The organism is Neotabrizicola shimadae (genome assembly GCF_019623905.1).
In the GTDB taxonomy this organism is placed as follows: Bacteria; Pseudomonadota; Alphaproteobacteria; order Rhodobacterales; family Rhodobacteraceae; genus Neotabrizicola; species Neotabrizicola shimadae.
On sequence record NZ_CP069370.1, the window covers coordinates 718,198 to 731,511 of the forward strand.

General features: G+C 68.7%; 13 protein-coding genes. 6 read left to right on the plus strand and 7 right to left on the minus strand.

Translation table 11 applies throughout. The features are described from left to right. Window positions 1-39 precede the first annotated feature (39 nt). Window positions 40-249 carry a hypothetical protein gene (locus JO391_RS03370; RefSeq protein WP_220662793.1) on the minus strand — a complete coding sequence of 70 codons (210 nt, stop codon included), beginning with the start codon at window positions 247-249 and terminating at the stop codon, window positions 40-42. A gap of 100 nt (window positions 250-349) precedes the next feature. Between JO391_RS03370 and JO391_RS03375 the strand changes: the two genes are divergently transcribed. The 5 genes from JO391_RS03375 (at window position 350) to JO391_RS03395 (ending at window position 5,922) form a co-directional block, all read left to right on the plus strand. Next, on the plus strand, window positions 350-1,225 hold the full coding sequence (locus tag JO391_RS03375; RefSeq protein ID WP_220662794.1) for a LysR family transcriptional regulator: 876 nt from the start codon (window positions 350-352) through the stop codon (window positions 1,223-1,225). Then, entirely contained in the window at window positions 1,222-1,671 is a 450-nt protein-coding gene (locus tag JO391_RS03380; protein ID WP_220662795.1) for a methylated-DNA--[protein]-cysteine S-methyltransferase, read from the plus strand. The genes JO391_RS03375 and JO391_RS03380 overlap by 4 nt, the downstream gene beginning before the upstream one ends. A 113-nt stretch (window positions 1,672-1,784) precedes the next feature. Further along, complete coding sequence (locus tag JO391_RS03385) at window positions 1,785-2,972, plus strand: DegT/DnrJ/EryC1/StrS family aminotransferase (RefSeq protein ID WP_220662796.1); 1,188 nt, start codon at window positions 1,785-1,787, stop codon at window positions 2,970-2,972. A gap of 154 nt (window positions 2,973-3,126) precedes the next feature. Continuing rightward, entirely contained in the window at window positions 3,127-4,497 is a 1,371-nt protein-coding gene (locus JO391_RS03390; RefSeq protein WP_220662797.1) for an aspartate aminotransferase family protein, read from the plus strand. A gap of 30 nt (window positions 4,498-4,527) precedes the next feature. Then, a complete protein-coding gene (locus JO391_RS03395) occupies window positions 4,528-5,922 on the plus strand; it encodes a glutamine synthetase family protein (protein WP_220662798.1) in 1,395 nt (464 codons plus the stop codon). 89 nt (window positions 5,923-6,011) lie between these two features. Here the strand turns inward: JO391_RS03395 and JO391_RS03400 are convergent, their stop codons facing one another. After that, the gene (locus JO391_RS03400) at window positions 6,012-6,617 is read right to left on the minus strand and encodes a response regulator transcription factor (RefSeq protein ID WP_220662799.1); all 606 of its coding nucleotides are present in this window, start codon (window positions 6,615-6,617) and stop codon (window positions 6,012-6,014) included. Between the two features lie 104 nt (window positions 6,618-6,721). On the opposite strand from JO391_RS03400, the gene JO391_RS03405 reads away from it, so the two are divergent. Continuing rightward, on the plus strand, window positions 6,722-9,232 hold the full coding sequence (locus JO391_RS03405) for a PAS domain-containing hybrid sensor histidine kinase/response regulator (protein ID WP_220662800.1): 2,511 nt from the start codon (window positions 6,722-6,724) through the stop codon (window positions 9,230-9,232). Window positions 9,233-9,272: 40 nt separating this feature from the next. Here the strand turns inward: JO391_RS03405 and JO391_RS03410 are convergent, their stop codons facing one another. The 5 genes from JO391_RS03410 to JO391_RS03430 all read right to left on the minus strand — a co-directional run bounded on the left by JO391_RS03410 (window position 9,273) and on the right by JO391_RS03430 (window position 13,255). Further along, window positions 9,273-9,947 carry a CbiX/SirB N-terminal domain-containing protein gene (locus tag JO391_RS03410; protein ID WP_220662801.1) on the minus strand — a complete coding sequence of 225 codons (675 nt, stop codon included), beginning with the start codon at window positions 9,945-9,947 and terminating at the stop codon, window positions 9,273-9,275. Further along, entirely contained in the window at window positions 9,944-10,867 is a 924-nt protein-coding gene (locus JO391_RS03415; protein ID WP_220662802.1) for a LysR substrate-binding domain-containing protein, read from the minus strand. The genes JO391_RS03410 and JO391_RS03415 overlap by 4 nt, the downstream gene beginning before the upstream one ends. 43 nt (window positions 10,868-10,910) lie before the next feature. Next, window positions 10,911-11,588 (minus strand): DUF1028 domain-containing protein, encoded by a 678-nt coding sequence (locus JO391_RS03420; protein ID WP_220662803.1) that lies wholly within the window; start codon window positions 11,586-11,588, stop codon window positions 10,911-10,913. An 84-nt stretch (window positions 11,589-11,672) separates the two neighbouring features. Further along, window positions 11,673-12,086 carry a RidA family protein gene (locus JO391_RS03425; RefSeq protein ID WP_220662804.1) on the minus strand — a complete coding sequence of 138 codons (414 nt, stop codon included), beginning with the start codon at window positions 12,084-12,086 and terminating at the stop codon, window positions 11,673-11,675. A 35-nt stretch (window positions 12,087-12,121) separates the two neighbouring features. Continuing rightward, window positions 12,122-13,255: an aromatic ring-hydroxylating oxygenase subunit alpha gene (locus JO391_RS03430; protein ID WP_220662805.1), complete on the minus strand. Its 1,134-nt coding sequence runs from the start codon at window positions 13,253-13,255 to the stop codon at window positions 12,122-12,124. Between the last annotated feature and the right edge of the window lie 59 nt (window positions 13,256-13,314).

Genomic DNA, 13,314 nt, shown 5'->3' on the forward strand with positions numbered 1-13,314 from the left:
CTCGCGGGGGCGCCGGGGGGCGACCCCCGCGATGAGACCTTACGCCGCCACAGGGAGAGCGCGGCGCGAGGGAAGGGAATGCAGGCGCAGGAGGCTGGCGCGGTCGGCCATCGGGTCGAGGCCGAGGTGCATGGCCTCGAGGTCGGCGCGGTTGAGACCGATATCGTCCAGAAGCCGGTCATCCCCGCGCTCCAGCAGGAACGCGGTCGAGCGGCGCAGCTGCATCAGCGAAATCAGGCGGGTCAACATGGCGGTACTCCTTCTTGCCACCTGCATATGGGTGCGGGAGCGGCATTTGACAAACGAATAGAGTTGATGGGTGACATGAATTCGACTTATGGTTCGGCTCATGCAAGCGCCGCTTGAAAGCGACCTGATGCGGTCTTTCCTGGCCGTGGCGGACAGCGGGTCTGTCACGGCGGCGGCGCATCTGTTGTCGCGCACGCAATCGGCCGTCAGCCTGCAGATCAAGCGGCTGGAGGAAAGCCTGGGCCAGCCGCTGTTTGACCGGCTGCCGCGCGGGGTGGAGCTGACGCCGCGCGGGCGGCAGCTGGAGCCCTATGCGCGTCGCGTGGTGGCGCTTCTGGACGAGGCGGCGCAGGCGGTGCGGGAAAAGCCGCTGTCAGGCCCGGTGCGGGTGGGCATACCGGACGAGTATTCCGGCACGGTGCTGCCCCGCGCGTTGGCGGCTTTTGACGAGCGCCACGCCGATGTGGCGGTTTCGGTGCGCTGCGACCATACCGAGCGGCTTCTGGAGGCGCTGGCGCGCGACGAGATCGACATCGCGGTGATCTACGACTGGACCTATACCGCCGAAGGCGAGGTTTTGTGCGTGGATCCCACGATCTGGGCCACCGCCACGGCGCATGACCAGCATCTGCGTCGCCCGGTGCCGGTGGCGACCTATATCGGGTCGGAGTGGTGGCGCGACTTTGCGGCGCGGTCGCTGGACATGCAGGGTTTCGACTGGCGCGTGGCCTTCGAGTGCAACGATGCCGGCGCCCTGCGGGTGGCGGTGACGAACGGGTTGGCCATTGTCGCCATCTCGCGTTCGACCATCCCGCCGGGGTGCCGCGAGCTGACGGCTGCGGACGGATTTCCGATGATCGACTCGGCCCGGGTGATATTGCGGCGCAACCCTCTGGGGACCTCGCCCGCGGTGGAGGGGTTGGCCGACATGTTGCGCGAGGCGTTCCGGCCCCTGGCGGAGGGGCGGGGGGCATGAGGATTTCGGTCGCCTCGCCGGTGGGGCCGCTGTTGGTGGAAGAGGCCGGGGGGCGGCTGGTGCGGCTGACCTGGTCTCGGGCGGAGCCGGAGGGCGGGTCGGACCTGCTGGACCGGGCGGCGGCGCAACTGGCCGAGTATTTCGCGGGGGTGCGGCAGGTGTTCGACCTGCCGCTGGCGTTGTCTGCCGGGCTGACGGGCGAGGTGCAGCGCGCGATGCTGGCCATTCCCTTCGGCGAGACCACGACCTATGGCGCGATTGCCCGGCGGCTTGGCGTGCCGGCGCAGGCGGTCGGTCAGGCCTGCGGGGCCAATCCGCTGCCGGTGATCGTGCCCTGCCATCGGGTGCTGGGAGCCACGGGCCTGGGCGGATTTTCCGCCGCGGGTGGGGTCGAGACGAAGGTGTTTCTTCTGCGGCGCGAGGGGGCGGCAGGGCTTCTGATCTGAGCGGGGGGCGGCTGGCAGACGTTGCGTCATCCGCCCGTCATGCGATTGCCACTGGCGAGTCGCGCAGGGGTGATTTACAGCATTCCGAAAAGACAGATTAAGGAAGGCTGCACATGGCCCCCGACGGACAGACCCTTGCCCCCAATGTCCATGATGCCGAACCGATCCCGGAGGCCGCCCGGGCCGAGATCGACCGGCTGCTGATGTCGGGCGATCTGTTCCGTTACACCGCGCCGGAAGGGGCGCCGGTGGCCCTGCTGGAGGCCGAATTCGCCGAGTTGATGGGTGTGCGCTACGCGCTGGCGGTGGCCTCGTGTTCGGCCGCACTGTTCCTGTCCTTGAAGGCGCTGGATCTGCCCAAGGGGGCGAAGGTGCTGATCCCGGCCTTTACCTTTGCCGCCGTGCCGTCCTCGATCGTCCATGCCGAATGTGTGCCGGTGCTGGTGGAGGTGGGCGACAACTACCGTGTGGACATGGCGGATTTCGCCGCCAAGCTGCCCGGTGCGGATGCGGTGATGATCAGTCACATGCGCGGGCATACCAGCGACATGGATGCGATCATGGCGCTGTGCGACGCGGCCGGCGTGCCGGTGATCGAGGATGCGGCCCATTCGCTTGGGACGCTGTGGCATGGCAAGAAGATCGGCACCCTGGGCCGCGTCGGCTGCTTCAGCTTCCAGTCCTACAAGCTGGTGAATGCGGGCGAAGGCGGGATGCTGATCACCGACGATCCCGAGATTGCCGCGCGGGCGGTCATCATGTCGGGCGCCTATGAGCAGAACTGGAAGAAGCATCCAGGCCTGCAGAACAGCTTTGGCCACTGGCAGAACAAGCTGCCCTTGTACAACCAGCGGCTTCAGAACCTGTCGGCGGCGGTGATCCGGCCGCAGCTGCCCCTGGTGGCGGAACGGGTGGAAAAGGGCCGGGCGAACCATGATCACGTGGCGGCGCGGCTGAACGAATGCCCCTGGCTGAGCGTGCCCGAACCCCTGGCGCCGGAAGAGCGCGCGCCCGATTCGATCCAGTTCAACCTGGCGGGCGACTGGACCGATGCGCAGGCGCTTGGCTTCCAGGCGGCGGCCAAGGCGCGCGGCGTCTCGGTCCAGGTCTTCGGTCTGTCGGAGGGCAATGCGCGGGCCTACTGGAACTGGCAGTTCCTGGGTGATCTGCCCGAACTGCCCAAGACCCGCGCCATGCTGATGCGGGCCTGCGACGTGCGCCTGCCGGTGCGCCTGACGCGGGACGAGCTGGATTTCATCGCCGAGGCCGTGATCGCGGCCGCGGCGGATGTGAAGGGCTGAGCAGGCCGGAGCGCCTGCGGCTGGCGTGGCGGCGGGGGTGTGAAGCCCCCATAGGACGCCTTGGAACAGAAACTGCAAGGGCGCTTGGGCCGTTCTGTCGCGCTTGAATTTGATCAAATCGCGAGGCATAGAGGGCGAGACGAAGGAGTGCCCCATGCCGACCGATCTGATTGCCGGTGTATCCCGCGACCGTCTTGAAGCCCTTGCCGACCGCGAGGCGAAGCGGTTTGCCGAGGCGCATCCCAAGGCCCAGGCCGCGCTGGCCAGTGGCGCGGGCGTCTATCTGGATGGCGTGCCGCTGCACTGGATGAAGGACTGGCCGATGCCGCATCTGCCGCTGGTCGCCAAGGCCGAGGGCGCGGTACTGGTGGACATCGACGGCAACCGGGTCGAGGATTTCTGCCTGGGCGATACCGGCAGCATGTTCGGCCATTCCCCGAAGCCGGTGGCGCGCGCGATCCGCCGGCAGGCGGGGCGGGGCCTGACCTACATGCTGCCAACCGAAGAGGCGCTGGAGGCCGGGCGGCTTCTGGTGGAGCGGTTCGGGGATTTCCGCTGGCAGATCGCCACCACCGCGACCGATGCCAACCGCTTTGCCATCCGCGTTGCCCGCGCCGTGACCGGGCGGCCGAAGATCCTGGTGTTCAACGGCTGCTATCATGGCACCGTGGACGACGCGATGGTGACGTTGGACGAGGCCGGCCACACCATCAACCGCCCCGGCCTTCTGGGCCAGTTCAACGACCTGACCGGGGGCGCGGTCTGCGTGGAGTTCAACGACCTTGCAGGGGTTGAAGCGGCGCTGGCCAAGGGCGACGTGGCCGCGATCCTGACCGAGCCGGTGATGACCAATTCCTGCATGGTGCTGCCGGATGCGGGTTTCCATGACGGACTGCGGACGCTCTCGCGGCGCTACGGGGCGCTTCTCATCATCGACGAGACGCATACGATCTCGTCGGGGCTTGGCGGTTACACCCGTGTCCATTCGCTGTCGCCCGACATGTTCGTTGTGGGCAAATGCGTGGCGGGGGGGATGCCGACCTCTGTCTGGGGCATGACGGAAGAGGTGGCCGAACGCTACCGCGTGGTCAATGCCGACCGCGAAAGCGGCCATTCCGGCATGGGCACAACGCTTTCGGCCAACCCGATGCAGTTCGCCTGCCTGAAGGCGACCTTGGGCGAGGTGATGACGCCCAAGGCTTATGAGCACATGGAAAAGCTGGCCGAGCGGCTGAGCCGCGGGCTGCGCAAGTCCATCGAGCGGCACAAGGCGCCCTGGCATGTGGTGCGCGTGGGCGCGCGGGTCGAATTCATCTGTGCGCCGGGACCCTTGAAGAATGGGGCCGAGGCGGCGGGCGCCCATGTGCCGCAGGTGGAGCTGGCGGTGCATGTGGCGCTGTTGAACCGCGGCTGCCTGATCGCACCGTTCCACAACATGATGCTGATCAGCCCAGCCACGCGAAAACGGCAGGTCGACCGGCTTGTGGCCGCCTTCGACGATGTGATGGCCGAGCTTTTCGGCTGAGATGCCTGCCCTTTGCAGAAGATGAACGACATGACCCTGACCGCCAGCCCCTCCGGCTCGACCGTTGCCGAAGCCGAGGCCTTCCTTGCCGCCCACCCCGAGATCGAGGCCTTCGACATCGTGCTGCACGATTCGAACGGCATCGGCCGGGGGAAGATCATCCGCCGGCATGAGCTGCTGTCTCTGTACAAGTCGGGCCGGCATCTTCCGATCTCGATCCTCGGGCTCGACATCTGCGGCGAGGATGTTCACGAGACCGGGCTGATCTGGGATCAGGGCGACGGCGACCTGCGCGCCTGGCCGATCCCCGGCACGCTGGTGCCGCTGCACGGCACCGTGCCTCCGCGTGGCGAGCTTTTCATGTCGATGTACGACCTGGAGGGCGCCAAGATGACCTCGGACCCGCGCCATGCCCTGCAGGCCCAGGTGGATGCGCTGGCGGCGGAGGGGCTGTATCCGGCGGGGGCGTTCGAGCTGGAGTTCTTCCTGCTGTCGAACCAGCGCGGGGCGGATGGCAAGGTGCAGCCGGCGGCCGACGTGCTGGACGGGCGGGCGAGCCACAAGACCGAGGTCTATTCGGTGGACCACCTGCACGGGATGCTGCCGCTCTTCAACGACATCTATGCCGGGGCAGCGAAGGCGGGGATCAAGGCGGAGACCATGATCTCGGAATACGCCCCCGGCCAGTACGAGTTGACCCTGCATTACCGGGAAGACGTCATGCAGGCGGCGGATGACCTGATCCGGCTGAAGCGGATCGTCCGGATGCAGGCGCGGCTGCATGGGGTGACGGCCTGCTTCATGGCCAAGCCCAACGAGGTCTATGCCGGGTCGGGGATGCATTTCCACGTCTCGATGCGGGACGCTTCGGGGCGGAACGTCTTTGTCGAGGCGGCAGAGGGGAAGTGGAACGAGACCATCCTTCACGCTTTAGGCGGACTGCGGGCCACGATGGGCGAGTCGATGCTGGTCTTTGCGCCCCATGCCAACAGCTGGCGGCGGTTTGCGAGCCAGTCTTATGCGCCGGTCAGCCCGACCTGGGGGGTGAACAACCGGTCGGTCGCGCTGCGGATTCCGGCCGGGGATATCAAGGCGCGGCGGATCGAGCATCGCCCAGCTGGGGTGGATGCGAACCCCTACCTGGTGGCCGCCACGGTTCTGGCGGGTATCCGGCACGGGCTGAAGAACAAGATCGACCCCGGCCCGGAGACCACGGGCAACGGCTATGAGGGCGGCGAGGATGCGCCGGCGATCCCGGTGGATTGGCGGATGGCGATCGAGGCCGCGAAGAATTCGGCCTTCCTGAAGGAGGCCCTGGGCGAGGACATGCACCGGACCTTCACGGCCATCAAGGCCGCGGAATATGCCCGGGTGATGCGGACGGTGTCCGAGGTGGACTACGACCTGTATCTGTATACGGTCTGAGGGCGTCCGAGCTCGGACGCCTTTCCCGGTGCAACGATTTCAAAGGGTTGCGCGGGCGTCTTAACTTGGACTTAACTCTTGCCGAGCCCTCAGCTGAGCCCCGCGCTGCGCGCGATCATGGCGGCGTGGGTGCGGTTGCGGGCGTCCAGCTTGCGGCTGAGCGTCTTGACGTGGAGCTTCACCGTGACCTCCTGCAGGTCGAGGTCGCGGGCGATTTCCTTGTTCGACAGGCCGCGGCAGAGGCCGCGCAACACATCGACCTCGCGCCGGGTGAGGGCGGACAGGTCGCCTGTCACCGGGGCCTCGTCCGAGAGGAGGCCGATGGGAGCGAAGACCTCGCCCGAGACCATGTGGCGGATCGCGGCGGCGATGGCGCGGGACCCGAGCGTCTTGGGCACGAAGCCGGCAGCGCCGGATTTCAGCGCGGCTTCGGCCAGGTCGCGCGAGGTCGTGCCGGAAATGAGCGCGACCGGGCGCCCGGCCGAAAGGTCCACCGCCTCGGCCAGGCCGGCCAGGCCGCGCATCCCCGGCATGGCATAGTCGAGAAGCACCAGATCATAGGCTGATGCGCCCATGGCCTTCAGCGCATCGTCCAGCGAAGCCACGGTGTCGACAATCGACATGCCTTCGGCAACAAGAAAGGCTGCCAGGGTTTCGCGGACAAGGTCGTGGTCGTCGGCGATCAGCAGTTTCATTCGGGGGCGCATCCGTTGTTCGGCGGCGACCCTAGCATCATTTCCGGCCAAGTTAAGCCCGCCGTGGCAGGATTGGCCGTCAGGGCGCAGCGGTGGGGAGCGGGATGGCGACGGACAGTCGGCTGAGCCGGTGGGTGCCGCGGCTGGTGATCGTGGGGGTGCTGATCCCCGCCCTGTTGCTGGGCATGGTGCTGCTGGCACTGCAGGTGAGCGACAGGCTGCGCGCCTTGCAGGATTCGGCTTCGGACAATGCGCAATGGGTGGTTCTGCAAAGCGAGGTCGAGACGCTGAAGCTGATGCTGGCCGTGGCCGCCGCGCAGGAAGCAGGGCCGGAGGCCGACCTGGCGCCCGTGCGCCAGTGGTTCGACATCCTGTACAGCCGGATGGACCTGATCCGGTCGAGCGAGACCTATGGGCCGCTGCTGGAGATCCCCGAGTTTTCGCGGCCCTACAGCATGGTCGAGACCTTTCTGATCGAGACGGCAAAGGCGATCGACGGTCCAGGCGGCAATCTGCGCGATGCCTTGCCGCCGCTGGCCGAGAACCTGCCCAGGGTGCGCGATGCGACGCGGCGCATGACGCTGGTGGCGCTGGCGGAATTTGCTGCGCAATCCGAGGAGCGGCGCACCGGGATACAGGCCACGCTTGTGAGCCTGGCGGTGTTGACCGGCCTTCTGATCCTGGCGATGGCGGCCCTGCTGGTGGGGATGCTGCGCCAGTACCGTATGGGCCAGCGCCAGGCGCGGGAGGTGGAGGCCGCGAACCTGCGGCTGGAGACGATCATCAAGACCTCGGCCGATGCGATCGTGGTGACCAACCGGGGCGGCTGGATCGTGGAGTTCAACCCGGCGGCAGAGCGGATCTTCGGCTATGCGCGCGAAGAGGTCGTCGGGCGAAATGCCATGACGATGTTCTTTCCGCCGGAACTGGACGAATTGCAGCGGCTGGCGCTGGCGCGGCGGGCCATCGAGACGGCGGACGGCCAGATCGAGCCGTTCCGTATCGAACTGGACGTGACGCGCAAGGATGGCGCGCGCCTGCCGGTCGAGGTGGCGCTGGCGGCAACGGGGCTGGTGTCGGGCTCGGTGGCGGTGGCCTTTGTGCGCGACATTTCGGACCGGCGGCAGAACGAGGACGCGCTGCGCGAGGCACGGGACCGGGCGCTTGCCGGCGAGCGCGCGAAGGCCGATTTCATTGCGGTGATGAGCCACGAGATGCGCACGCCGCTGAACGGGCTGCTCGGCTCTCTGGCGCTTCTGGACGATGCGCCGCTGCGACCGGACCAGCGCGACCTGGTGTCGATGATGCGGGTGTCCGGCAAGATACTGCTGGACCACGTCAATTCGGTGCTGGATCTGTCGCGCGTGGAGGCGCTGCCCGTGGTGCCGGCCACGGAGACCTTCGATGCCGACCTGTTGATGGAGGATTGCCTCTTGAGCCAGGCGGCGCTGGCAACGGCGGCGGGCAACCGCATGTCGCTTTCGCATCCCGCGGGGCGGATCGGCCGGGTGCGGGGCGATGCGCAGCGGTTGCGGCAGGTGCTGCTGAACTTTCTGAGCAATGCGGTGAAGTTCACACGCGACGGGGCGATCACGCTGGAGGCGGAACGGCATCCGCCGGGGCCGGGCGAGGCCGAGGGGCTGGTGGAATTTCGCGTCATCGACACCGGCGACGGCATTGCCGAGGCGGATCTGGAACGGGTGTTCGAGGATTTCGTGACGCTGGACACGAGCTATGGCCGCCGCGCGGGGGGCACGGGGTTGGGGCTTGCGATCTCGCGCCGGCTGGCGGGGGCGATGGGCGGCACCGTGGGTGTTGAAAGCGAGCCGGGGGAGGGGAGCCTGTTCTGGCTGCGCGTGCCGATGCCACGAGCAGGCGGCGCGGCGGAAGTGCCCGCGATGCCGGCGGTGGCGGCGCCTGCGGCGCTGTCGGTCCTGGTGATCGAGGACAACCGGATCAACCGGGTGCTTGCCGTGCGGCTTCTGGAAGGGGCGGGGCACCGCGTCGTGGAGGCGGAGGACGGACGGGCGGGTCTGGCCCTGTCTGAGACGCGGGCGTTCGACCTGATCCTGACCGACATCTCGATGCCGGGCATTGACGGGGTGGAGGTGGCGCGGCGTATCCGGTCGGGCGATGGACCGTCGGGCGGAGCGCGGATCGTGGCGCTGACCGCCCATGCGCTGCCGCAGGATCGGCAGCGGTTCCGCGCCGCGGGCATCGACGATTGCCTGATCAAGCCGGTGACCGAGACGATGATGGCGCGGGCCGTGGCGCGGGCGGCGGCGGCGCTGCCGGCCAAGGCCGATGCGCCGACTCTGGCGGCGCTGTCGCGGCAGCTGGGGCCGTCACGCCTGGCCGAACTGGTGGCGGCGCTGGAATCCGAAGGGATGGCCGCTTTGGCCGTGCTGGCCGAGGGGCCGCCGGCGGCACGCATCGCGGCCTGTCACCGGCTGGCGGGCAGCAGCGCGGGCTTTGGCCTGTTGCGGCTGGCGGACCGGCTGCGGCGGCTGGAGACTGCGCTGCGGGGCGGCAACGAGCCGGCGGCAGCGGCGCTGGCCGAGGGCCTGCCCGAGATGTGGCGCGACGGCCTGGCGGCGCTGAAGGCGGCGGCCTAGGGCAGGCTTTACACCTGGCAGGCTTTACACCTGGCAGGCTTTACATTTGGCGGGCGAGCAACCGGGCGATGAGCGCGGGCAGGCGGGGATCGAGCCCGACGGGCGGAAGGATGCGGCCGCGGAATCCGCCTTCTGCCAGAAGCTCCGGCAGGTCTTCGGCGACATGGCCGCCCTCGGCCGCGAACCAGGGCAGGCAGACGGTGGTTTCAGGGAAGCTGCCCGCTATGTCTGACAGGCGGGGCGCCTGTTCGAGGAAAGCGGCCTCGGCGCGGGCGATGGCGGTTTCGCGGGACACGCGGCTGGCGACAAGGCGGGTGACGGCGGCGGGCATCGGGCTGCGGCCCGAGCCGTGGGCGGCGAGTATGAGGGCGGTGGCGCCTTCGGCCGCGGCCTCGGCGGCGAGGGTGACGGTGAGGTCCTGGACCTCTGGCGTGCAGCCCAAGGGGGGCAGGATGTGCCAGGCGGCGCCGCCGGCCTGGGCCAGGCGGGTGGGCAGGTGGGTTTCGGAGAACCAGCCGCAGGCCATGAAGAGCGGCAGGACGGTGCCGGGCGGGCCTGCCACGGCGCGGGCCAGCGCGCCGGGTTCGGCCAGGGTGGCGGCGCGGACCTCGCGGCCGGGCAGGTGGGACGCGACCTTGGCCGCCAGCGCATCCAGCGCGCGGGCGGCGGGTCCGGGGTCGGAGGGCTGGCCGTGGGCGACGAGAAGGGCGGTCATGGGGTGAAGGGCGGCAGGGAGGCGGGGGTGACGGTGGCGCGGCAGTGGTCGATGAAGGCGCGCACGGTGCGGCGCGCCTCTGCTCCGCCGGCGACCAGGAGGCCAAGGCGGATGGACGCGGCATCGGCGATGGGTCGGCATGTAATGCGGCCGCCGTCCGGGGCAAGGTCGGTGGCGAGGCGGATGTTGGCGATGGAATAGCCGAAGCCGCGCGCGACCATGGATCGCATCACGCCCATGTCGGTGGTGCGCTCGGTCACGCGGGGGCGGAGCTTGTGGGCGGTGAAGAGGCCGAGGAAATAGTCGGTCGAGAAGGGCAGGTCGAGCAGCACCATGGGTTCGGGGGCGAGGTCGGCCATGGTGACGGCTTGCCGGCCGGTCAGCGGGTGGCCGGGGGGCAGGAGCGCGTGGGGCGGCAGCGACAGGAGCGGCAGGAAGGTGAGCTCGGGCGGAAGGCCGAGGTCGTAGGTCAGGGCGAGGTCGAGCCGGCCGGCGCGCAGTTCCTCGAACAGGGCGGCCTGATCGTGTTCGGCCTGGCGGAACTCCACCTCGGGGAAGCGGTCGCGGAATTCGGCGCGCAGGCGCGGCAGCACGACCTGGGCGAAGGTGACGAGGCAGCCCACGCCCAGGGGGCCGGCCACCCGGCCAGCGATGTCGGCCGCGCGGTCGGTGAGGCCGGCGGCGGCCCCCAGGACCGGGCGCGCGGCGGCGACGAACTGGCGGCCGGCCTCGGTCAGCGACAGGCCCTGGGCATGGCGGCGCACGAAGAGCTGCAGGCCGAAGCCTTCTTCCAGCTGCGCGATGGCGGCGGAAACGGAGGGGGCGGAGACATTCACCCGCTCGGCGGCAAGCGTGACCGAGCCGGTGTCGGCGACGGCGATCAGGTATTCCAGCTGGCGAAGCGTGAAGCGCAGGGGCATGGGGGGCGAGACTAGCCGCGCCGGAGCGCGGACGGAAGCGGCGCTATTCGTCGCCGGGCACACCGTAGGAGGGCGCCTCGCGTGGGTCCATCGCGCGCTGGACATAGGCCGCCATCTGCGGGGCATAGACATCCCAGGCGCGGGCGACGGCTTCGATCGGGCAGCCTTGGTCCAGCCAGTCACAGCGCAGGCTGGCCACGGGCCAGCTTGCCGCATCGACCATCAGGAGGCCGGCGGAATGGACCGGCCCGGCCTCGCCCCCGGCATCACGCCCGGCGCGCAGCGCCGCGACCAGCCGGTCGCCGAGGTCGCCCCGCGCGGCGGCAAAGCCCGCGACCATCGCGGCAGGAACGCCGTCATGGGCCAGAAGATTGCCGCCGGCCACGGCGCCATCGCCTTCGGCCACGCCCCAGGTGCCGAGGATCCGTTCCCCCGACCAATGGGCGGTGCGCCCGGCGGCATCGACGCAGAGAAGCTGGCGATACTGGATATGCGGCGCGATGGCCGTCACCTCGGCCATGGCTTCGGGCGCTGACCGTCCGCGCGCCAGCGCATCCAGCAGCGCCGGACCAAGCGCGGGATCGGTGATGTTCTGGCTGGCCGCAACGCCCACCCCGGCCCGCGCATGGGCGCAACGCGCGGCCACGGCGGGCGAGGAGGACGAGATCACCATGCCGAAGCGGCCGGTCTCAGGGCAACGGGCGAGAAGCGAGAAGGTCATGGTGGCTCTTGGATTGCCCTGCCGCCTGGGGTGTGAACCTCGGGCGGCCGGTGCTGGTTCAGTGCAGGTTCAGGGCAGGGCGGGTCAGTCGGGGATGACGGCGGTGGCGTCGATCTCCACAAGCCAGTCGGGGCGGGCGAGTGCGGTGACGACCACGCCCGTCGAGACCGGATGCACGCCGCGGATGTATTCGCCCATGGTGCGATAGACCGCCTCGCGGTGGCGCACATCGGTCAGATAGACCACCACCTTGCACAGATGCTCCATCTGGCCACCGCATTCCTCGATCAGCTGGCGGATGTTCTGCATGACCTTGTGGGTCTGTTCCACCGGGTCGTGGCTGTTGATGTTCTTCGCGGTATCCAGATCCTGCGGGCACTGGCCGCGCAGGAAGATCGTGGTGCCGCGCGCCACCACGGCCTGGCAGAGGTCGTTGTCGAGCTTCTGTTCGGGGTAGGTGTCGCGGGTGTTGAACTTGCGGTGGCGGGTATGGGCCATGACGTCCTTCGGTCTTGTCAGAAAGGGGTGCCGGATCAGGGCATCCGGCTGGCGATGTATTGCGCGAATTCGAAGTTCGGGCGTTCGAGGTGGCTGAGCGCGCCGGGTTCGGACAGGCCGGCGCAGAGGCCGCGATAGACCCGTTCGACGCAGCCCTTGTCTTCGAGATTGACGTCATCCAGCAGCAGGCGAAGCTGGTCGAGATGGCGGCTGGCCTCGGGGTCGGCGCACCAGTCGGCGCTCATGCCGCCGCCGTAGAGCACCTTCACATGGCCCGGCCCGTCGGGTGTGAGGCTGAGATACCAGAAATAGCCGGGCGTGAGCGTGATGAAGAGGCCCGGATAGATCGACAAGAGCCAGGTGATGCGGCGTTCGTCGCCCTGGAGCCGAGTGTTCGAGGGATGGGCTAGCGTCAGGGGCAGGCTGTCGTTCTTGACGATCCAGTGGTAGTTGAAGGTGGGAAAGCCTTCGGGGCAGGTCATTTTCATGAGGTCCACCGTGCCGCCGATGGTTTCGGCATGGCAGACCGGCAGGTGGTAGCTTTCCATGAAATTCTCGGCCAGCACCTTCCAGTTGGTGTGCCAGCGGAACTCTTGCCGGAAGTGTTCCTGGTAGTTGGCCATGTCGAGGTAGCCCACCAGGTTTTCGACATCCTTCAGGGCGAGGGCCGGGTCGGGGGCATCGGGGTTCAGCGTGACCATGATCCAGCCCAGCCAGTCGGCGACGCGGACCTGCGGCAGGGCCACGTCGGTCTTGCAGAAGCCTTCGTTGAGCGACATGGCCGGGGCGCCGCGGAGGCTGCCGTCGAGGTTGTAGGTCCAGGCGTGGTAGGGGCAGACGATGCTGCGCACCGAGCCGCGGCCTTCGAGCAGGGTGGACATGCGGTGGCGGCAGACGTTGGACAGGCCGCGCAGGGCGCCGTCGCGGTCGCGCAGGATGATGACGGGTTCGCCCGCGATTTCCATCGTCATGTAATCGCCCGGCTCTTTCAGCGCATCGGCGCGGCCGGCGCAGAGCCATTCGCGCGCGAAGATGTGGCGCTGTTCGGCCTGTTCGAATTCGGGCGATGTGTAGACCGATTTCGGCATGGCGCGGGCACGTTCGAAAGGCTGGGCGACATTGGCGCGCAGCTCGTCCAGCGGGGTCAGGGCGGTGTCGTGGCGGGTCATGGTTCCCTCGGCTGTGACATTGGCCGTGTCATGCTGGCGGAAATGCCGGGCCTTGTCTG